The 20,711-nt window shown below is 47.2% G+C and carries 13 protein-coding genes; 4 read left to right on the plus strand and 9 right to left on the minus strand.

The window, feature by feature from the left end; all coding sequences use genetic code 11:
* Positions 1 to 3: 3 nt before the first annotated feature.
* On the minus strand, positions 4 to 1,314 hold the full coding sequence (locus ABIX36_RS07205) for a hypothetical protein (protein ID WP_348081487.1): 1,311 nt from the start codon (positions 1,312 to 1,314) through the stop codon (positions 4 to 6).
* A 186-nt stretch (positions 1,315 to 1,500) separates the two neighbouring features.
* Here ABIX36_RS07205 and ABIX36_RS07210 point away from each other — a divergent pair, with 186 nt between their 5' ends.
* Both ABIX36_RS07210 and ABIX36_RS07215 read left to right on the plus strand, forming a co-directional pair.
* Positions 1,501 to 2,250: a hypothetical protein gene (locus tag ABIX36_RS07210; protein WP_348081488.1), complete on the plus strand. Its 750-nt coding sequence runs from the start codon at positions 1,501 to 1,503 to the stop codon at positions 2,248 to 2,250.
* Between the two features lie 81 nt (positions 2,251 to 2,331).
* Positions 2,332 to 3,522 carry an aspartyl protease family protein gene (locus tag ABIX36_RS07215; RefSeq protein ID WP_348081489.1) on the plus strand — a complete coding sequence of 397 codons (1,191 nt, stop codon included), beginning with the start codon at positions 2,332 to 2,334 and terminating at the stop codon, positions 3,520 to 3,522.
* A gap of 119 nt (positions 3,523 to 3,641) precedes the next feature.
* Here ABIX36_RS07215 and ABIX36_RS07220 read toward each other — a convergent pair whose 3' ends face one another.
* The 5 genes from ABIX36_RS07220 to ABIX36_RS07240 form a co-directional block, all read right to left on the minus strand.
* Entirely contained in the window at positions 3,642 to 5,384 is a 1,743-nt protein-coding gene (locus tag ABIX36_RS07220; RefSeq protein ID WP_348081490.1) for an OmpA family protein, read from the minus strand.
* A gap of 8 nt (positions 5,385 to 5,392) precedes the next feature.
* Positions 5,393 to 6,367 carry a type IX secretion system membrane protein PorP/SprF gene (locus tag ABIX36_RS07225; protein WP_348081491.1) on the minus strand — a complete coding sequence of 325 codons (975 nt, stop codon included), beginning with the start codon at positions 6,365 to 6,367 and terminating at the stop codon, positions 5,393 to 5,395.
* Positions 6,368 to 8,158: a gliding motility-associated C-terminal domain-containing protein gene (locus ABIX36_RS07230; protein WP_348081492.1), complete on the minus strand. Its 1,791-nt coding sequence runs from the start codon at positions 8,156 to 8,158 to the stop codon at positions 6,368 to 6,370. It lies immediately after the preceding gene.
* Between the two features lie 134 nt (positions 8,159 to 8,292).
* On the minus strand, positions 8,293 to 9,330 hold the full coding sequence (locus tag ABIX36_RS07235; RefSeq protein WP_348081493.1) for an FAD-dependent oxidoreductase: 1,038 nt from the start codon (positions 9,328 to 9,330) through the stop codon (positions 8,293 to 8,295).
* 3 nt (positions 9,331 to 9,333) lie between these two features.
* Positions 9,334 to 11,949, minus strand: coding sequence for a hypothetical protein (locus tag ABIX36_RS07240; protein ID WP_348081494.1), 2,616 nt, complete (start codon positions 11,947 to 11,949; stop codon positions 9,334 to 9,336).
* Between the two features lie 261 nt (positions 11,950 to 12,210).
* Here ABIX36_RS07240 and ABIX36_RS07245 point away from each other — a divergent pair, with 261 nt between their 5' ends.
* Positions 12,211 to 13,536, plus strand: a complete 1,326-nt coding sequence (locus ABIX36_RS07245; protein ID WP_348081495.1) for a cytochrome ubiquinol oxidase subunit I — start codon at positions 12,211 to 12,213, stop codon at positions 13,534 to 13,536.
* A 15-nt stretch (positions 13,537 to 13,551) separates the two neighbouring features.
* The gene (locus tag ABIX36_RS07250; protein WP_348081579.1) at positions 13,552 to 14,574 is read left to right on the plus strand and encodes a cytochrome d ubiquinol oxidase subunit II; all 1,023 of its coding nucleotides are present in this window, start codon (positions 13,552 to 13,554) and stop codon (positions 14,572 to 14,574) included.
* 236 nt (positions 14,575 to 14,810) lie between these two features.
* On the opposite strand, the gene ABIX36_RS07255 is transcribed toward ABIX36_RS07250, so the two are convergent.
* The 3 genes from ABIX36_RS07255 to ABIX36_RS07265 all read right to left on the minus strand — a co-directional run bounded on the left by ABIX36_RS07255 (position 14,811) and on the right by ABIX36_RS07265 (position 20,708).
* The gene (locus tag ABIX36_RS07255; protein WP_348081496.1) at positions 14,811 to 18,197 is read right to left on the minus strand and encodes an SNF2-related protein; all 3,387 of its coding nucleotides are present in this window, start codon (positions 18,195 to 18,197) and stop codon (positions 14,811 to 14,813) included.
* 170 nt (positions 18,198 to 18,367) lie between these two features.
* Positions 18,368 to 19,366 (minus strand): hypothetical protein, encoded by a 999-nt coding sequence (locus ABIX36_RS07260; protein ID WP_348081497.1) that lies wholly within the window; start codon positions 19,364 to 19,366, stop codon positions 18,368 to 18,370.
* A 169-nt stretch (positions 19,367 to 19,535) separates the two neighbouring features.
* Positions 19,536 to 20,708, minus strand: coding sequence for a histidinol-phosphate transaminase (locus ABIX36_RS07265; RefSeq protein WP_348081498.1), 1,173 nt, complete (start codon positions 20,706 to 20,708; stop codon positions 19,536 to 19,538).
* Between the last annotated feature and the right edge of the window lie 3 nt (positions 20,709 to 20,711).

The raw sequence follows: 20,711 nt of genomic DNA on the forward strand, positions 1-20,711 counted from the left end.
TATCTAAAAATTGTCCTCGTAGTTCACTTTTCCGTTGGAAAGCTTCACATAATCTACCGAGCCGGTGCCCTGAAAACTAAAATCGATACCAATAATTTTGGAGCGGATAATGCCGCTGTTTACGGTGTAAACCAACTTGTCATCCATATAAATTTTAGCCACCCGGTTATGCGATTCTACCCTAACCTTCACAAATTTGCTAAAATCGGCCCCAAACATGGATAAATCCTGCTTCTTACCCGATTTAAAATAGTTAGTAAAAATAAAATCGACGTTTGATACACAGCCCTTTGCGCAAAGCGGGATGCCTACCGCCGTTCCCTTGCATAAAATGTAGATATGGGTTTGCTGGCAGGCGTTGGCGCCTCCGCTGTAATCGTTTTTCAGGAGGGTTTCAAAAACAAAATCGTCGCTGTAGATCTCGCCAAAATCTTTCACGTTACTAAAAAGCACGTATGGCGCAACAGGCTCTGTTTTAATATTATGCGCCATTATCTGCTGCATAGGCAAGCTCATTTTGCCGTCCTTCATTACATCTACGCTATCAAAATACACCGGCACCGGGCTAAGGGTGACCGCTGTAACCCATCCGTTTGATTTGATGAGCAGATCGTGCTGTTTTACAATGCGGTTATTTACAATAAGCTTGGCGAGGTAGTAATCGGGGTAGTAATAAATAGAGGTGTGCTGCTTGTCCTGTTTGGAAACCTTCTGGCGCAGTTTAACGTCCCAGGATTGCTGTATAATAACCGAATCGCCGGGCGCTTTTGCAGCGTTGTAGTTAAAAATAACCGAGTTGGGTACCCCCTCCGTAACTACCGTTTTACTGCTAAAGGTATAATCGGCATCCACCACCGGCGGCGGGTTTTTATTAATACTTAAGTAGGTGATCACAATGCCTGTGATGAGCGCTATCCCGGCAGTCATTTGCCAGATGCGCTTATTGGTTGGGTTTAAGGAAACAACCTGTTTAGGCGCGGGGATCTGCCCGGGCTCGGGGGTGACTATTACATCTTCTAATATGGCGACGTTGGTGCCGCCGTTTTTTTGGTGTGCGGTAACAAAACTCCTCCAGCCGCTAAAACCAATATAATGGGCAAGAGTATCCAGCGTGTAGGTATTGGGCAGGCTATCATATTTCACCTTGCCCCAAATGCGTTTTAGGGTAACATGGCTTAAAGTAACGCCGGTGCGCTGGTGTATGCGCTCGCTCAGGTTAATAAAATCCTGGTTGGTCCAGCCGCGGCTGTCGCCCCAGCCGGTTTCGGTTTCGTACTGTTGTTTAAGCGTTTCTATAAGTTCATCAAAAGGCATGTGCGATCTCCTTAATGCAAAATTAATATCGCTATTGATTTGTTCGGGCTTGTATCAACTTGTACCAACTTGTACAGCCGCGGCACGTACAAAATGGTTTCGGCGCAGCTACATTTGTATCAGCCAGCCAATATGCAAGTTATAAAATGTACCCGGCTAAATAACCAAATCTCTCTTATATTTTTTATGGATAAGCTAACAATTACGGGCAAATGGTTTTATGCCGCTGCGTTTATCATATTTGGTATACAGCACTTTATGTACGCCCAATTTGTGGCTACCCTCGTACCCGCATGGATCCCCTTGAAATTGTTCTGGGCGTATTTTGTGGGCGTTGCCTTTATACTGGCATCCATTAGTATCATCATTAATAAATATGCATTATTCTCCAGTGTGCTATTGGGCATTATACTGGCGATGTTTATTGTATTGATACATATTCCAAACCTGGTGAGCCATCCGCAAGAGCCTCAGCGCTGGACACGTGCGCTGCAGGATGTGGTAATTATGGGCACAGCGCTTATGGTTACCGGCGAGTTAAAGCTGCAAACCGCCGGCAAATATTTGTTTGCTGTGCCCATTATCATTTTGGCACTACAGCATTTTACACATGCAAGCTTTGTTACCGCAAAGGTGCCCGCATGGTTCCCTGCTGTAGAAGTTTGGGACTACATTGTTGGCGTGGTTATGGCTATTGCGGCAATTGGCATTATTACCAACCGCTATATGGGCGCACCGGCGTTGATACTTGCCCTTTTGCTTTTAACCTTTGCCCTGCTGTACCATGTGCCCTTGCTCCTGGCCGATGCACACAACGGCCAGCAATGGACGGGTGCAATGCTGGATATTGCCATAGTAGGCGGGGCATTTATTGCGGCGGCTTTACCTGCCGTTTATTATAAACCCAGCCAAAGTAGCAACCTAATAACCAAGTAATGCGTACATTTATATAACCACTTGTTGTAAACCTCCAGCTATATGCCGGGCCGCATTTTATATTACCCTTTTTTACTACTGATGCTAATTATTTTTGGCTGCAGCGGACGGGGTTATGCGCAATTTTTTCAGCTAACCGAAGGGCGTAACCAGGTTAGCGTGCCTTTTAAAGTGGTACGGAATATGGTTATTATCAGGCTAAAAATTAATAATAACGGGCCCTATAATTTTATTTTGGATACAGGCGTAGGCTTTATGGTGATAACAGAACCAAGCCTGGTAGATAGCCTGAACATACTGGACCGGCGCACGCTAAAACTGGCAGGGCTTGGCGAAGGAGATGACTTTGATGCTTTTTACACTTCACCCTTAAACATAGAGATTCCCGGGATAAACAGCGTAGGCGTTAGTGCTGCTATATTTAAAAAAGACCATTTTGGCTTATCCAATTATGCAGGGATGCCAATTCACGGTTTATTGGGCTACGAGTTTTTTAACAGGCTGGTTGTTAAAATTAACTTTAATGATAGCACACTAACCGCCTATCGCCCGGGCAAAATGAAGACCCCAAGAAAGTACGAAGCCCTGCCGATAACTATAGAGAGCAACAAGCCATTTTTGAAAACCTGCGTGCGTTTTTGCGACAACAGCGAACGCAAATGCAAGCTTATTGTTGACATTGGCGCGGGGCACCCGCTATCGCTCGATGATAATAACGCCAACCCCTGGCCTACCCAAAAAACTATTGCCGCTAACCTGGGCATGGGTTTAACCGGGCCCATAAGCGGCGAAATAAGCCGCGTACGGCAGTTGGATATTGGCAAATATAGCTTCACCAATGTCCTCTCGTCCTTTCCTGCTAAGCGTGGCGATGACACCTTTATTGCCGAGCGTGACGGCAATTTGGGTTTGGATGTGCTGAAGCGGTTTATCCTGATATTTGATTACAGTAACGGTTTACTCTATGTTAAACCGAGAACCAACCTGAAGGAAGCCTTTGAACGCGACATGAGCGGTTTGGAATATTACGCGGGGGGCGATGAGCTTAAGCGTATCGTAATAAGCCGCGTGGAACCTGGCTCCGCAAGCGATGACTTAGGGCTGGCTAAGGATGATGAGATCCTGTCGGTAAATTTTAAGCCTGTGGCAAATATGAGTTTGGAAGAACTCGATCACATTTTCCGCTCGGGCGATGGCAGGGGTTTGTTGCTGGAGATCTACCACGACAAGCAATTCACCAGGGTGATATTAACTTTAAAAAGAAGGATCTAAGATACGTTGAGGTGTTAGTGCGTACAATTTCCCCAAGTGCAGGAGATACAGGTGAGGACGCGGGGAATTGTATGACTAATGTGAACAGGGGGATGTTTCGTACTCGTAATAAAAACGCGCTAATTAGACAACCCATCGTATACAACTTCCGTCCTCCGGTTAAGCTGATCTTCTGTTTCGGTACACGATGCACGATCCGGGCAATTATTTACCAGGTTTTGTTTACCAAACCAGCCCGCAGATAACCTGCTGCGCAAAATACCCTGGCTAACCAAATATGCTATCGCTGCTTCCGAGCGGCGCTTGGACAGCCCGATATTATAACTTCCGGATGCACGTACATCGGTATAAGATGCCAGTTTTACTTTTACCAATGGATTGGCCTTTAACAGGAGAACAAGCCTGTCCAGTTCCGATGCCGCGTCCGACCTGATGTTTGCCTTATCCAAATCATAATAAATAATTGCATGTAAGTCCTCAGGCTTAAAGGATTGTTTTGGCGGGCCCGCTATTACAGGAACGGGCGGCTGTATTTGTTTCACCGGCTCAGGAAGGCTTTCGTATTTAAAACTATAAATATCATCGTTACCAGTGCCGCCATCACGGTTAGAGGAAAAGTAGCCCGTTGCCCCGTCTTTAGTCAGCATATAAAAGTCATCGGCTGTGCTATTTATAGGGAATTTCCCGTTTGACAGCACCGACCATTGAGCACGCCCACCCTTTGTCGCGAAAATATCAAAACCACCCATACCGGCATGCCCCTTTGAAGCAAATAGTAATACATCGCCCATTGTTACCGGGAATGCTTCTTCATCTTTTGTGTTGATGGTTTTACCACAATTAACAGGCTCACCCCAGTTCCCGTCCGCTTGTTTGAGGCAGTACCAAATATCTGTTTTACCTTCCCCACCGGGCATATCAGATGTAAAATATAAGATACCGCCATTATAAGATAAAGCCGCGTGCCCTACCGAGTACTCTTTAATATTATTATATGCGAAGTTTTTAAAATTGCCCCAAACGCCGTCAGTTTTGGTGGCCATCACCAGCATCAGCCTGCGGGTATACAGGCGCTGGTGGCTGCCTTTTTCTTTTTTGTCGACGGGCAGGTTGCCGCGCGGAACGCTGGTTGTTACCGTAATCCAGGCCGTATCAGCAGCAGCGTTGAAAAGCGCAGGCCCTGCATGATAATTGCCGTTGAATATTTTGCCGGCATCGGTACTTACCGGGAGCAATACTACGCTATCCTTAATAGCGTAGTATAGTTTAAAATAGCCGTTCCCGGTGCGGTTATCGGTTTGCTTGCCGCTGTCGTCGTATCCTGTTACTCTGTCGGACGTGAACACGATCCCATTTTCTCCGTAATAGTTTGTGCTCCAGTCCGAATAAATGCTATTGAGCTTTTTATCCAAACTCACGGTATAATCTTTACGCGGCGCGGCCATCCATTTGGCGGCAGAATCGCAGGTGGCCAGTTTAAAAAGCAGCTGTTCGGGGTTATTTACTTTGGCGTAATAGGCCTGGTACTGCACTTTCGCTTCCTTTAATTTATTGTTGCGGAGCAGCGATTCGGCATAATAATACCAGTCCATATCAGCGGATTTCTCATCAGAAATGGCACTGGCGTACCAGTTTTCGGCATTTTTACTGTCGTTTATTAACCGGTAGCACTCGGCTATTCGTTCTACCACCTGTACGTTGGGGTTATTTTTATCAGCAAGCGGCAGGTAAAGGTTTAGTGCTTTAAAATACTCGTAACGCTCGAAAAGCTTATCCGCCAGTTGTTTTTTACTCAGCTGCTCCTGTGCGGTTGCAACCAACCGGCAAGTCAACAATAAGGCTATTATTAGTATTTTCTTCATATAGCTTATTAAAAAAACCGTGGGCTTATTACCCGGGGCTGCTTCCTCCTGAACGATAGACTTAACGATACCTCGTGCGTACCACTTTGGTAAGTGCCCAGCGCGCTCGTGCTGAAATCGTACGAATATCCAAACCGCAGAAAGTCGCTAATGTTAAACTGCGCTATCCCAGTTACAGTGTTGCTTTTATCGAGCCCTTTATACTGCCCGGATCGCTTGATATTAACGCCTGTATTGTACGAAGCTCCCAGCCAGAGTTTTTTATCAAAAAGCAGGTATGTAGTAAGGTCCAACCCGGCGGGGCTTTTAAGATCGCCTTTTAGCATCACCGAAGGTTTTATATCGATAGTATTGCTCAACGCGATTACGGTACCCATTGTTAAATACCCATGCGGTACCGGGTTGATGACCAGCGTATTGCCACCCGATACCGGCTTAGAAAACAAGTTAAGCACCGATGCCCCAACATAAAACGACGGCGTAGTGTAGTAAACCCCCAGCCTAAAATCGGCCATCAGCGTATTCTCATTGCCGATGATCCTTCCATCTGTCGGGTCGTTCGCGTTAAATTTCGAGGCGTCTATACGGTACTGTACCAGCCCCGCGCCAAAGCCGAAACTTAGGCGTTTGGTATCCTCATCGTCCAGCCGCAGGCGGTAAGCATAATTGGCGTAAAACGAGGTATTGTTCTCCGGCCCCAGCCTGTCGTTGGTAGCTAAAAAGCCAAATGCAACGTTTTTATTATCGGGATTCAGCACACCATCTATAGATATAGTATTGGTGCGTGGCGCGCCATCTATCCCCGCCCATTGCAGACGGCTGCTCAGGTTAAGCGTCCAGTCCTCTTTATAACCGGCATAAGCGGGGTTCACCACCAGGCCGTTAAACATATACTGGCTAAATTGCACGGTTTGCTGCGCATAGCCATTTTGGAGGGCAGCACTCATTATCAGCAGCAGGATATATTTCTTCAGCCTCTTCATCTATCGTCTGTTTATATAGATCCATCCTTTGTAAACGGTAGGCTTGTCCGCACCTGTATTCAGTTCCAGCAGGTAATAATAGGTCCCATCGGCAAGGCCGGTGCCATCCCAGTTATTATGGTAATCTTCCGATTTGTAAACCTGGTTACCCCAGCGGTTAAATATCAGCAGGCGGCTCCCGGGGTAACTTGCTATGCCAATCACTTCAAACACATCGTTTTTACCATCGCTGTTTGGGGTAATAATATTGGGAACCTTAATGTTACTCGGATCGGGACTTTGCACCCTGATATCCACAGTAGCCTTTAGCGCCGGGCTTATCACATAGGCCCAGGTGTCAATACTGCGTTCGTTCCCAAAATCATCAGCATCGTTAATATTGGCAGCGGGTTTGCCCCATTTATGGCCATTAACTAAACTGCTTAGCCCGGTGGTGTTCTTTACCGGGTTCGATGGCACCCCCACTTCGGTAATGTCGCTGTCGTCCCAGTAAATGGTGTTATCCGGCGAATTACTGCCGTTGATACGGGTGAGTAATATGCCGTTGAGGTTTCGTTCCACATCAAAAAACGGAAAGTGCACCTCTGCCGCAAATAGCGATACCGTAATATTAATGGCGTAGCTTGCCGCGCTCGGCTTTGCCTGGTTACCCGCTCCGTCCAAACCATCCCAACTTACCTGGTTGCCTCCTGCGTTAACAGTGCCGGTAAGCTGCCGGTCTATCGCATCGGTAAAAATGTTATTATGGTTTACATCAATATTAATGGCGTAAGTTCCGTTGCCGGTAGCCGTAAATTTTATTTTACCGCCGGGCAGGGCGGTTCCGGCTACTCCGTCCATTCCATCGGCACCGGTAAAGCCTATATTGGTTAAGGCAGGCACAACCGGCACATTTATGAGCCAGGTAGTACCACCGCCCGGCGTATTGGCGGTAGCCGGGAGATCTGCTGAGGGGGCATTGAAGAATATTTTGTGGGTGACATCGGAAGGGGTATCGTTGTTAACCGGGCTATAAGCATTAGGGTTATTGGTGTTATCCACGCTTTTGTAGGATGCCGTACCATCTGCGTTGCGGAAACCTTTATTGTTCACAAAAAACGTAAAGCCATTACCAGCCTGCCCGTTATTATCTAACGTATAACGGTAGCCATCCTTGGTGAGGATATTTAATATGGCATTAAAGCCGACATTAAAAGTACCCAGTATGCCCGACAATACATTGGTAAACACGCGCCCGGTTAAAAATGCGGTATTAGTACTATTCCGCACAGATACATCAAACGCGGCCACATACCGGTTGGTGGGCTGGATCCATTGCGCGTTCACCGCTATGGCAGGCGGGTTACCGCCAAAATCGGTACCATCGGTAGGCGAAATAAAGTCGATCTCCCAAATACCCTCCTGCCCGGCAATAACTGTTTTGCTAAAGGCTTGGTAGCCGCCAGTGTTGGGCAGCGGCCCCGCAAGTTCCTGTGCCCGGCTACCTATAAAACCAATAGTGGCAGATGTGCCGCTGGTGTAGACCGAACCATCCGGCGCACGCATGTTCATGGTGCCCGATCCCTGCCCCTGCGCACTTGAGCCTACATAAATAGTTTCTCCGGCCTTTACGTACACCTTCATGGTGCCTAATGTTGGGAAAGGGTATGAAGGGTTGGTTGTTGTTGTGGAAAGCAAGTAGGCGCGGTTGCCGCCGTTGGCAGCGAGTTCTTTACTCCCCTCGGCCAGCGCTATTTTTGCGGATGATAATAACAGGCTTAAAACCGAGCAGCAGCACAACCATTTACCCATAGAAAGTTTTTTAAATATTACGCCCATGCTCAGTCCCGGAAATATTTAACAGCAAAAAATATCCGCCATTAAAAGTAAAAAAATCCGGCGTAAAACAATCATTCAAGCAACGGTTGCCGTGGCTTCAGGCAGATTTATTTCTGCACGCTCACATCTATACCCATCTCCTGGTAGCGTTTGGTTAGAGCATTCTTTTTATGGTTAAAATGCTCCATAAACCAGTTATCGTAACGCGAAAGGTACCAGTTGGGAAGTTGTGCATTGGTTATACAGCTGAGCACCGTTTCCCCCGCCATAATGCCCGACATGAGGCCGCTTAGTATCCCCTGCCCTGCTGCGGGATCTAAAATACCGGCAGCATCCCCGGCGAGCAACAGCCCGGGGCAGGCCAGCGGCCTAAAAACGCGCCACTGCATATTAGCAGCCTTGATAGTGGCGGCTTGCGACGATGCCGACAATTCTTTTAAGAAAGCATCGCTGTTTCTTTTATCGGCGAGTTTTGTCCAGGTGTAGTAGCCTTTGCTGCTGTAGGCGGTCCATGTCCAGCCATGCGGGTTTGGCTCAAAGTGTGCTAATTCGCGGTCGGGATTTTCATCTGGATTATCCTTGCTTATGCCTGTCCATGATAGCAAAGGGCGACTGAGCAACTCTTCATCAATTTTCAAGTGCCGCCCGGCAAAACGACTGCGCCCGCTGGCATCTATCAAATAAGCACAATTAAGCGCTGTTCCGTCAGCCAGTACAACACCTGTTACCGCATCCTCGCTGCAAACTATTTCGTTTGCCCGGCTTACAAACCGTACCTCTACGCCAAGTTCTTTTGCTTTCAGAAGACCATATGCCGAGAAAGGCCCCGGTGCGATGTGATGGCCCTCCCAGGTCTCCCCTTCCACTTTACTTAAAGGCGATACGTTGGCACCTGTTTTTATACCGGTATAAATTCCTTTGGATGCAAAGGCCGTCGCCCCGTCCATCTGTAATTGCTTCAACAAGGTTTGCACACCGGGATGCAGGCTTTGCAAAGGCTCGGGATGCTGCATTTCGGTATCGGTCAACTCCATTTCGGGCTGATCGGTTAATAGCACAACACTCAGCCCTCCCTGCACGCAGGTAATAGCTGCCGCGACACCTGCGGGGCCTCCGCCTATTACTATTACATCAGCAACAACCATACTTTAAGCGTTCCAAACCAGTTTTTGCGCCGGGGTGAGGCGGTCACCATAGATCATTGTCCATGCGATGCCGCTTTCGGTAACCTGGCAAACATAGAGTTTAAGGCAGCCCTGGATGCGGCGCTTGGTTGATAAATTATCGGCCATAATGGGCTTGGCTTTATCGGTATTGGCAAAAACGTACAGGTAACCCGGCCCGCTGATGCCTTTACGGGCCCTGATGGCCCAGTTGATATTATCGCCTACAAGGTCAGCGGGGATACCCAGCCCCTTCGCGCCCTTACCCCAATCGTCTACCTTTTCGGCGCTTACCAGCCACAGGCCGGTTAGGCCAACCATTTTTTGCTTATTATCGTCAATTATCTCCTGGTCGAAATTGGTTTGCGGGAGTTTATTGATACATAGTTTTAAGCAGGCCATCCGCGACCGTAACTCCGCGCTGGTTAAATTCCGCAGTACCGACATATCCATCTGCCCGTTCATGGCGTTTTGGATATAATCCGCGCAGGCCAGATCGGTAAAGTTCACAAAAACGTTATTGTACACCCTTTCCAGAAAAGGGCCCTGTTCGCCATCCCAGCCGGTACTTTCAAAAAGGTGCAGTTCCTTACAGGCCGGTGAATCTTTGTGCAGGCCTATCTCTTTATCCATCAGCGGCACAGCGGTAGGGTTGCGGTAATCGGTATCCATCGATCCCTGGTAGGTACGCGCGGCATCGGGCGAGGCGGCGGGCCACATCCCATTCATGGCGGCGCAAAGCTTCATATCCTCCGCAAAAGGCGAACCCAGCCCCCGGGTGCTCAGGTAGCTGTCTACCTTTTCATATGTGCCATCGGCTTTCCTGGTATCATTGGCATAGGTGATATCCCATCCCGGCGCAAACACACCCGAACATACATCTGGCAGGAAACTGCTCGATTGGTATTCACGCTTGCTCGTTTCAGTATACTTATTTCCCGATATAACTTTGATGTTCTTACTTTCAGAGAATACGGCGGTAAAGGTATCGCCGTGCGTGTCAAAAGCCTGTTTTTTGGTAATCGGGTTCTCCATGGTTTGGTTTGGCCGGGTACGTTCGGCACAGAAACTGTAGAGCCCGCCCTCGAAAAAGTTGGAAGTATTATCCTCAAAATCAAAGCCTGCCAGATCGTAATTATCTACCAGCGGGAAAAAATCGGGCGCGGTGATGATAGAGAACGCAGGCAGGCAATTATGCGAAACATGATCGGGCAAAAGCCTGCTGCTCCAGTTTTGCGTATCAACGGTCACACAGCCATCGCAAATGCTATCCTCAAACAAAGCGGCCAAATAATTGCCACGGGGGTTGCGTTCCAAATGGATAAAACCGGGCATTGCCCCATCTTTTTTAAACTTGGCATTTACAAACATGGGCGTGTTGCGGGGCACATCATAAGGGTTTACTTCGCGGTAAACCTGCTTATCCAGGTCATCGAAAACCAAAACCTCTTCGTTGCCCACATAGGCGGTATTCATGGCGGCGAAGTAGGCGCTGTCCTGCTTTTTAACGGTGTAATACGCTTGTTTGCCGTTTTGCTTTGCCCAGCGCACCAGTGCGCCCGGTACCGATTTTATAAGCACCGACGAGCCCGTACCGATGCTTTTTACCAAAGTTGCGGAGTTACGCGAATCTACCCTGAAAGGCGGTTTGTTGATATCGAACAGGTGTTTGCCGGCGGCATCAATCGGGTTGTTAAAATGATCGGAAAAGGTTTTTACCAGGCTGTTTAGCTTCTCGTTAACATGGTATTCGCTAAAGCTGAGTTCTTTGGTATCCAGCAGGGCATCCCCTTTAAAGATCTTGCGGATGGGTTGCAGGAACGTGCGTGTTCCGTCTTCGCCATCCTTTGCCTTGCCCATCAGCGTAATGCCCGCTTCGCCGGTTACTTTTTTAGCCAGGAATAAACCAAAGCGGGCGGGTGTTACTGCTATATTCTTCACTTTGGCTGGGTCGGCCGGTTTATTGGTGTAGCAACGGTTCAGCGCATCGTAATTCATTTCGCAATCACCAATGCGCGAGATCCCGGTACGGGAGAAAACCATATCGGCGTGTAAATGATGCGGCGTTTTATAGGCGGGGCGGTATTCGTAAGCAAACACGGCCAGCACCATATCCGTCATCTCGTCGGCAGTAAAAGCCCTCAGGCCATATATGACGTCTTCCAGCGAGTCGATGATCTCTACCGAAGGATAATTGCCGGTGCCAATAGCCGGCCTCACCCTTGGGCTTGCCAGCGCATGGTAAAGTAAGCTACCGGCAGGATAACCGGGTTCTATCAGCTTCTCCCCCATAAAATCGTCAAAGCCCTTTGCTTTGGCAAAAGTTTGATTTTTGGTGTAAGCTGCAATATCCGCGTTGGCTGGGTTTATATTAAGCGATAAAGTTTTGTTGAGGTAATCTATCCATCCATTATCCAGCATCCATTTCAGTAAGACCTTAAACTTGGCAGAAGCATCTTCAGTTAAAAGCGCCGCGTTTACTTTATCGAAATCAACATCCTTTAAAGAGCTGCCTGGTGACGCCAGTATATTGAACGAAGAAAGTTCGCTCAGCAAAAAGGTTGTCAAGGCGGTTTTAGTGATAAAATCCCTGCGTTTCATAATCGGTAAGGTTAGATAATAGGTTGAGTAGTAGGCCCAATAAATATATAATATTTATTGGAAAGTACGGCAAAATAGCACAGCGACAAAAGGGTATAAACCGCTGTTTTACAAGGGGGTTTTTAGCTATTTTATCTACGGGAGACATTCAGATTGAAATGCCTTAGAAAAGCAATTAAAATATTAATACATATTCATTTTAAATTAGCATAAATACTTGATAGGAATATAGTTAAATTATCATTTGCGTAAATTTACGGCATGGATAATTTTATGGCCGCGCGCTCGCAGATGGCATTGTCCCTCGGCTTTCACATTATATTTTCATGTATTGGTATGGTGATGCCCTTTTTTATGGCGGTATCGCACTTTATGTACCTCAAAACCCATAACCCCATCTACCGGAATGTAACCAAGGCCTGGAGTAAGGGCGTGGCCATCTTTTTTGCCACGGGCGCGGTATCCGGCACGGTATTATCCTTTGAGCTGGGCTTGCTTTGGCCCACCTTTATGAAGCATGCAGGGCCGATCTTCGGGATGCCCTTTTCGCTGGAAGGCACCGCTTTCTTTATTGAAGCGATAGCTTTAGGATTCTTCCTTTACGGCTGGGGGCGGTTCAATAAATGGTTCCATTGGTTTACCGGCGTAGTGGTTGGCATCAGCGGACTTGCATCGGGCATATTAGTAGTAGCCGCCAATGCCTGGATGAACAGCCCCTCGGGTTTCGACTTGGTGAACGGAAAATATACCAATATCGACCCGATAAAGGCTATGTTTAACCCGGCCTGGTTCTCGCAGGCGCTGCACATGTCGGTAGCTGCCTTTGCAGCCACGGGCTTTGCTGTAGCGGGCGTCCACGCGTTAATGATATTAAGAAAACGAAACGTTGATTTCCACATGCGGTCCTTCCGCATCGCGGCTATATTTGGTGTGGTGGCGGCTATTCTGCAGCCCCTGAGCGGCGATATTTCTGCCAAGATGGTAGCCAAACAGCAGCCTGCAAAACTTGCCGCAATGGAAGCTCATTTTAAAACCGAACCGTATTCGCCCCTCATCATCGGTGGCATTCCCGATGTAAAAAAAAAGAAAGTAGATTACGCCCTCGAACTGCCCGGTATACTCAGTTTTATGGTGTATGATGACTTTAAAACGCCCGTAAAAGGCCTCGACCAGATCCCGCTGGCAGATCAGCCCCCGATCGCGGTAACGCATTATGCCTTTCAATTAATGGTGGGCCTCGGCATGGCCATGATGGCATTGGGCGTTATCTACCTCATCGCGTTAGCAAAAAAGAAAAGCTGGTTTACTAAACGCTGGTTTTTAAAACTCTTTATCGCCGCTACACCGCTTGGCTTTATTGCCGTTGAGGCTGGCTGGACCGTTACCGAAGTTGGTCGCCAGCCCTGGATAATACAGGGCGTTATGCGCACTGCCGATGCCGTTACGCCGATGCCGGGCATAGGCTACTCGTTTTACTTGTTTACTGCCGTGTATTTTACGCTGAGCATAGCGGTTACCTTTTTGCTGTACCGGCAAATAAAGATGGTACCCGTACTTTATGATAATACAGAACCCTTAACACATTAAAATATAAGGCTTATGATGATCTACGTAGTGATGGGTTTCTTATGGCTGGCGCTGCTGCTGTACCTGGTAATGGGCGGTGCCGATTTTGGCGCGGGTATCATCGAATTGTTTACTTCCAACGCCAATAAATCGCGTACGCGCAAGATCATGTACAACGCCATCGGTCCTATTTGGGAGGCCAACCACATGTGGCTCATCATCGCCATTGTAATCTTGTTCGTAGGTTTCCCGGTGATCTACACCACCATGTCTACCTACCTGCACATCCCGCTGGTGATCATGCTGATGGGCATCATCGCCCGCGGCACCGCCCTCACCTTCCGTAATTACGACGCGGTGACGGACAATATGCAGCGCGTTTACAATAAGATATTTGTGTACTCCAGCTTTATTACGCCGCTGTTCCTGGGTATAATCGCGGGCAGCGCCGTTAGTGGCCGAATAGATACCGGGGCAACCGATTTTCTATCGGCCTATGTGTATAGCTGGCTCAATTTGTTCTCCGTAGCCATTGGCTTTTTCACGGTGGCACTTTGCGGTTTCCTGGCGGCAATTTATCTGATTGGCGAAGCTAACGACGAGGCCGAAACCAAAAGCTTTATCCGCAAGGCCAGGTTTATGAATATAGCGGCTGTGGTAGCCGGTGGGCTGGTTTTTATCGCTTCTGTTACCGAGAAAATCCCATTGGTAGAATGGGTTTTCGGTAGTATTATTGGCGTTTTAGCGGTGAGCGCCGCCAGTATTTCGTTGATAGTGATGTGGTACCTTATTGTAAAAGGCAAACGGTTTATCATCCGTGTTTTGGCCGGTTTTCAGGTTACGATGATATTGCTCACCACCACCTACAAGCACTACCCCAATATCGTTATCCTGAAAAATGGCGGCTATCTTTCCCTTATTGCCGACCGTGGCGCAGATAAAGCTATTGAGGGTTTAGGCATTGCTTTGTTGATAGGGAGTTTGTTTATTTTACCTGCGCTTGGCTATCTTATTTATAGTTTTCAGCGGAAGGATAAGGGAGATGTGGCGGAGCATTGAGGGATCCAATCAACCACTCCTTGCCTTACATTTTTTATGATTTGTCCCGTTAGGGACTACCTGTTTGTAGCAAAAAATAAAAGATTCCTTTGCGCCGTAGGTGCTACCCATCGATAAAGCGGCTAACCTGCTGGTGTAGGGTAGCACCTACAGCGCACAAAAAAATTGCTTGAAATTTCAACAAACAGGTAGCTCCTATGGAGCAGAATACACTGTTGGCTATTATAGACAAACTATCACGGCGACGACAGCAACCCAAGCAAATCCGTTTTTGTAAGCGACTGAAATATCGTATCCGATGAGATCAGCTTGCCTGCCAGTTCCTTTTTGGTTTCCTGTAATACAATGATCTTTTCCTCAATGGTATCTGGGCATATCAGCCTTACGGCTACCACGTTTTTGGTTTGGCCGATGCGGTACACCCTGTCGATAGCCTGATTTTCGATGGCGGGGTTCCACCAGGGGTCTACCAGGTAAATGTAATCGGCGGCGGTGAGATTTAGCCCGGTACCGCCTGCTTTCAGGCTCACCAGAAATACCCGGGTATTGATATTACCCTGAAAATCGTTCACCACCTGCTCGCGGTTGCGGGTGGCACCGGTAAGGTAAGCAAAGCCGATATTGCGCCTGATCAATTCCTTTTTTACCAGATCGAGCATGCCCACAAATTGCGAAAATACCAGAATCTTATGATTAGCCGACTTGCCTTCAATTTCGGCCACCAATGTATCAATTTTGGATGATTGATTACCCGGCACCCGCACGCCATCCAATAATTGCGGCGAATCGCAGATCTGGCGTAGTTTCGTCAAACCCTTTAAAACATGCATCGAACGTTTGGGCAACTCCTCCTGCGTGGTGGCCGAGATGTATTCTCTAAACTCCTTTTCATAAGCCAGATAAATGCCCCTCTGCTGCTCTTGCATAGGGCAATGCAGCACCATTTCGGTTTTTTCGGGTAGCTCAGATGCTACCTCCTGCTTGGTACGGCGCAGGATAAACGGACTTATCTTATTATGCAGTTCGCGCGAGCGTTTGCTTACTTTAAACTGATCGATGGGCACAGCGTAAATCTCTTTAAAATACTGGTGTGTACCCAGCAAACCCGGGCAGGCAAACGATAATTGCCCATAAATATCGAAAGTATTGTTCTCAATCGGCGTTCCGGTGATGGCAATCCGGTTTCTCGCTTTCAGGAGCTTCACCGCCTTATAACGTTGAGAAACAGGGTTTTTTATATTTTGAGATTCATCCAGGAAGATGTAATTGAAAGTATAGTCCTTCAGGAAGTTAACATCAGATAACAACGTGCCATAGGAGGTTAAAACCAGCTCATAATTATCAAAATCTGCTGTGCTTTTTATCCTGTCGGCACCATAAATGGTATGGATCTTCAGCGATGGGGCGAATTTAGTCACCTCTGCCTGCCAGTTGAAGATTAACGACGTAGGTACAACCAACAAATTGGTATTTTGCTCAACCTTTATGCGTTGCGACAGAATAAACGCCAGTATTTGTATGGTTTTGCCAAGTCCCATATCATCCGCCAGGCAACCACCAAAGTTAAAATCATCCAGGAAGTTGAGCCAGTTCAAGCCCTGCTTTTGGTAAGGGCGCAGGGTAGTAAGCAATGTACCAGGCACTTCCACTTCCTGTATCGATTCAAAATCTTCGAACTTGCGGCGAAAATCCTTGATCTCCAGCTTTACCTGCTCATCCAGCATTTGTTTTTCAAACAGCTGTTCTATGGTTTCGTAGTTGGTTTTAGGGATGCGGAGTTCGTCGTCCCAAATTTCGCCCGATTGGAAATAGGCCGCGAATTTCTCCATCCATGCTTCGGGCAGGATACCCATGGTGCCATCATCGAGCTGTACAAACTTGGTTTTGTTGCGGATAGCTTTGTGCAGGTGCTTTAACGAAGCCTGCCGTTTGCCAAATTTGGCAACAATATGCGCATTGAACCAGTTGATGCCACTTAAGATCTTTATTGTAATATTGATCTTATTGGGATTGAGCTTATTGCCACTGAGTTCGTTAAAACCCAAAATGGTGATGCCCGCTTTGTTCCAGGCTTCAAAGGCGTCTAAAAACCAGTTTTCATCTAAAAAGCGCTTTTTGTGGAGATAGAAATATTGGATCTCATCGCCTGTTTGTTCCTCAAAATAAGGATGTTGCTGAATAATGAGTTTATTAAAAATCTTTTCGGTAGCATCATTCCGTTGTACCAAAAACTCTTTGCCTTTACCATCAGGGGCGTAGATCTGCGTATCCTTTCTGATGGGGATCTCGGCCTCCCCATAGCGCATTACGGGCAAAATCATTACATGTTGCCCAAAATCCGACAGGTAGATGATCTGTTCGTTTTTATCAAAATTGTATTTTTTAACCTGCGCGGGGGTGGCTTTCAGAACGAAAGGATAACTAATTAACATACTCTCTTCCAGCTTATTAAGAATCCTCGAGCGAAACTCTTTAAACTGCGACTGGTGGATCAGCAAATTCTCCCCACCCGATCTGAACAGCCCGATAGCACCCATCATCTGCAGATCCTTCACTAAATAAAGCGTGTTATCCAGCCGTATAAAATAACCGAAAATCGTTTCAAGATTGTTTAACGTGTAGCGTTCCTCCCCAATGTGCAGTTCGCCCGAAACCTCGTAGAAATCGCCTTTTTCCTCCACGGTGAGCTGTAGGCCTTTATTGATATTTCGCAGGGTAACCAGCTGCAAGGCATTTGCCGACACTTTTTCAGAAACCTCATTATCAAGTAAATAACATTCCAAATTTAGCGGATTTTTAACGATAGCTTTCAACCCGTCCAGGTTGGATTGGTTTATTTTGGCATCTATGTTTTGCTGGAAACGGGATACCGCGGTATAAAATTTCAGCTCCAGCGGGTCATTGGTCTCTGTAACCAACTGCAGGGGTGCAACCGGCGATAAAGGATTTTTAATCCGTCCATCCTTCGCCATGGCAGCATCATACAATTCTACGATGAGGTGTTTGTAGAATCTGCGTTGCTTAAATACTAAAACCCTTTTAATCAATTCATTAATGTCTGATTTCTTTGCAAGATCTGGCATTTGCCCCAACATCAGCTGCTGCTCCATATTACTGAGGCTGGCGCTGGTAACCGGAAAAAGTGATTTATTTTTTGGTTTGATAATCAGGCGATTATCTCGTAGTTCGGAGACAAAGTACGCGTCCAGGTCGGGTTCACCGGCAAGCCCGTAGTCTGTGGCGAATTTTCTTAATTTGATATCCCTCAGCTTATTATCAAAGAAAACAAGGTAATTCTCGTTGCTGATAATCTGCAACAAAGCCGAGGACTGATGACCGCAAAGTTTGGTTTTGGACTGGCGGCATCCGCAATAGAGCACCAAACAATCCAGCTCCTGAACTATCTGTATATCAATAATTTGCAACCCATCCCGCCCGGTAAATTTTGCTTTATTGATGCTAAATTCAATCGGAGTCAAAGCTTCTTCCCCTAACTCTTCATAAGCAGATACAGGCGAATGCTGCGCGATCGTCACCGCGTTTAATTGAGCGATGCTTTTATCTTTCAGGATATAAATTCCGTCATTTTTTTGTCCATCATTCGCGGTAAAAACGTTCTCCATTGATAGCGGCAAATTACGATAAATTGACGAGGCTGCTAACCGTAGAGACGCAAAATCTTGCGTCTCCCGTAGGATAGGTGACGATACTGCACCTACGCAAGACGGCTATGCTTATGGATTTGCATACGAGAGACGCAAAATATTGCGTCTCTACATCAAAGGGCTACGCCCTACTTTTGCATCACCATTACCCCATTCATCAAAATGGTGCTGCCTTTTTCGGCGACGATGTTGTACACGTTTTGTACGCCGCCTGCCTGCTCGTTTTTTTGGAGCACGGTGTAGGCTTCATACTTGCCGGTTTTATCATTCAGGCAAAGCACCTGCTGGCCCAGGGTTATCTCCCCTATTTTAAAGTTGCCTTCTTTGGTCAGCATGGGGTGATTTGGTGTAGCCTTTAACACTTTGACGCGCAGGTTTACATTGGTACCCTCAGCGGTGTTGTTTTCCTTTGCCGATACCAGCACCAGTTGGGTAAGCGCGTAGTTTTTGGCAGCATGTACGGTAAGCTCTTTTACTTTGGTGGCAGATGGCTTGCGGGTTACCGGGTCGAGGGTGATCACTTCATCGCCACTTTTAATATCCTTCAGCAGTTTTTTGCTGCCGTTACCCATGGTAACCATTTCATCACCCGGGAAACAGATATCGTTACCATATGTGGCCGATTCTTCCTTCATATCCTTACCGTTGTTCAGCACCTTGTATTGCTGAAAGCTCAGTTCTTTGGATAGCACGTAGGAGAGCTTCAGGATGAAGTTTTTTTCCACCTTGTTGATATCGTCAATATCCTGGAAATAGGCTGCCCATACTTTGGCATCGGCGGTAAAATCTGGTACCAGGGCCTGGTATTTCTTGCCGGTTTCGCTGGTGTAGAATACCATGGTGCCAATTTCCTGCATTCCCTCTTTAGCCACCAGTTTATAAAGATCGATGCGCTTTTTAAGGTTATCGCTGCCGGTGATAAAGTAGGGTTTTCGCCCTTCGTACCTGTCCAGCACATAGGCGTTATCAAACTTTACATAAGTATCCTGGTCCAGGTTGGCAATGGCATAAGTTTTTGCTTTGGTATATTCTGCCAGCGTAAGCGGGCGCGGGTTAACGGTTTTTTCCTGAGCGAAGCTCGCCGTGGTTAGCAGGGCGATAGAAATTGTAAAAAGTAATTTGCGCATTAGTAGTACATTATGGTAATCGTCATGCCGAATTTATTTCGGCACCTCACGTGTTTGCGATCGCTCGGCAAACTTGTCCGGTGGGGTCCCGAAATAAATTCGGGATGACGGGCCTTTGTTATTTATTTACCGCTTTTGGTGTTGTCACCAACAACAGTTTTTCATTAGTTTACGATATCTCTTTAAACGCAGCGGCAAAGGCTTCCATTTCGTCCATACGGCCGATGCTGATGCGGCACCAATCCTGGCCGTTCAGTTTCCAGTCGCGCAGGGCCACACCGCGTTTATTCATCTCCTCACTAAATTTTTTACCATCCATCTTTAGTTGAAACATCACAAAATTTGCAGACGACGGGATGTAGGTATAGTTTTCCTTCTTCAGCGTTTCGTATAAAAACTCTTTCGATGCGTTAGTTTTCTTCAGCGCATCTGCAAGGTAGTCGGTTTCGCGGTATGATGCAAGAGCCGCCGCAAGCGCGGTAGATGATAAACAGGCCCAGGCCGGTGTATACATGCCCAGTTCTTTAAGCGTATCGGGCTGGCCCACCATATAGCCAAAGCGTAAGCCCGCAAAACCATATAATTTAGAGAACGTGCGCGCGATGATCACATTATGCCCGGCTTTAATACAATCCATCATGCTGGATGCTTTAGGGTCGGGCAAATAATCAATATAGGCCTCATCCACCAAAACAACCGTTTTTTTAGATACGCGCTCGCAAAAGCCTTTCAGTTTTTCCGTATCTACAATAGTAGCCGTAGGGTTATTGGGGTTACAAATATAAACCAGCCCGGTGTTGCCATCTACCTTTGCTTCCATGGCGTCGAGATCCAGCTTGTAATCTGCCGCTAAAGGCACTTTTACCCATTTGCCATCAAAGTGCTCAGCCTGGGTAGGCAGGTCATCGTATGACGGGTCAGCAGTGATGATGCTTTTACCGCCTTTGCTATAATACATGGCAGCAGCCTGCAGCAATGGCGACGACCCCGAAGACATCAGTATATTAGTTCCCTTAACACCCTCGTAGGTAGCTATTTTACCACGCATGGTAAACATTGACGCGAAAGTGTACTGGTAACCTGTATCCAATGAATCGATTATCGCTTTTTTTGCAGCTGCCGATGGGCCGAAAGGGTTTTCGTTAGCCATCAGGCGTGCTTTGAGTCCGGCAGGTGCCTGCATTATCGCGGCTTCTTCGGCAAGCATGGTATTGCCTGCGCGCATTTTGCCGATAACCGGCATCGCAGCCAGCTTATTCATCGTACCTGTTAAAAAAGCCACGCCGCCTGCCATCAGGGCGCTGCTTTTTATCCAGTTTCTGCGGTTTAGTGAATTTGACATATC

Source organism: Mucilaginibacter sp., assembly GCF_039925265.1.
Taxonomy (GTDB): Bacteria; Bacteroidota; Bacteroidia; order Sphingobacteriales; family Sphingobacteriaceae; genus Mucilaginibacter.

What these genes read in the sequence shown, in the direction of transcription:
- ABIX36_RS07265 (WP_348081498.1), bottom strand. Translation starts at nt 20,708, where the DNA reads ATGTCAAATTCACTAAACCGCAGAAACTGGATAAAAAGCAGCGCCCTG.
- ABIX36_RS07225 (WP_348081491.1), bottom strand. Translation starts at nt 6,367, where the DNA reads ATGAAGAGGCTGAAGAAATATATCCTGCTGCTGATAATGAGTGCTGCC.
- ABIX36_RS07205 (WP_348081487.1), bottom strand. Translation starts at nt 1,314, where the DNA reads ATGCCTTTTGATGAACTTATAGAAACGCTTAAACAACAGTACGAAACC.
- ABIX36_RS07250 (WP_348081579.1), top strand. Translation starts at nt 13,552, where the DNA reads ATGATCTACGTAGTGATGGGTTTCTTATGGCTGGCGCTGCTGCTGTAC.
- ABIX36_RS07230 (WP_348081492.1), bottom strand. Translation starts at nt 8,158, where the DNA reads ATGGGTAAATGGTTGTGCTGCTGCTCGGTTTTAAGCCTGTTATTATCA.
- ABIX36_RS07215 (WP_348081489.1), top strand. Translation starts at nt 2,332, where the DNA reads ATGCTAATTATTTTTGGCTGCAGCGGACGGGGTTATGCGCAATTTTTT.
- ABIX36_RS07235 (WP_348081493.1), bottom strand. Translation starts at nt 9,330, where the DNA reads ATGGTTGTTGCTGATGTAATAGTAATAGGCGGAGGCCCCGCAGGTGTC.
- ABIX36_RS07220 (WP_348081490.1), bottom strand. Translation starts at nt 5,384, where the DNA reads ATGAAGAAAATACTAATAATAGCCTTATTGTTGACTTGCCGGTTGGTT.
- ABIX36_RS07245 (WP_348081495.1), top strand. Translation starts at nt 12,211, where the DNA reads ATGGATAATTTTATGGCCGCGCGCTCGCAGATGGCATTGTCCCTCGGC.
- ABIX36_RS07255 (WP_348081496.1), bottom strand. Translation starts at nt 18,197, where the DNA reads ATGGAGAACGTTTTTACCGCGAATGATGGACAAAAAAATGACGGAATT.
- ABIX36_RS07210 (WP_348081488.1), top strand. Translation starts at nt 1,501, where the DNA reads ATGGATAAGCTAACAATTACGGGCAAATGGTTTTATGCCGCTGCGTTT.
- ABIX36_RS07260 (WP_348081497.1), bottom strand. Translation starts at nt 19,366, where the DNA reads ATGCGCAAATTACTTTTTACAATTTCTATCGCCCTGCTAACCACGGCG.
- ABIX36_RS07240 (WP_348081494.1), bottom strand. Translation starts at nt 11,949, where the DNA reads ATGAAACGCAGGGATTTTATCACTAAAACCGCCTTGACAACCTTTTTG.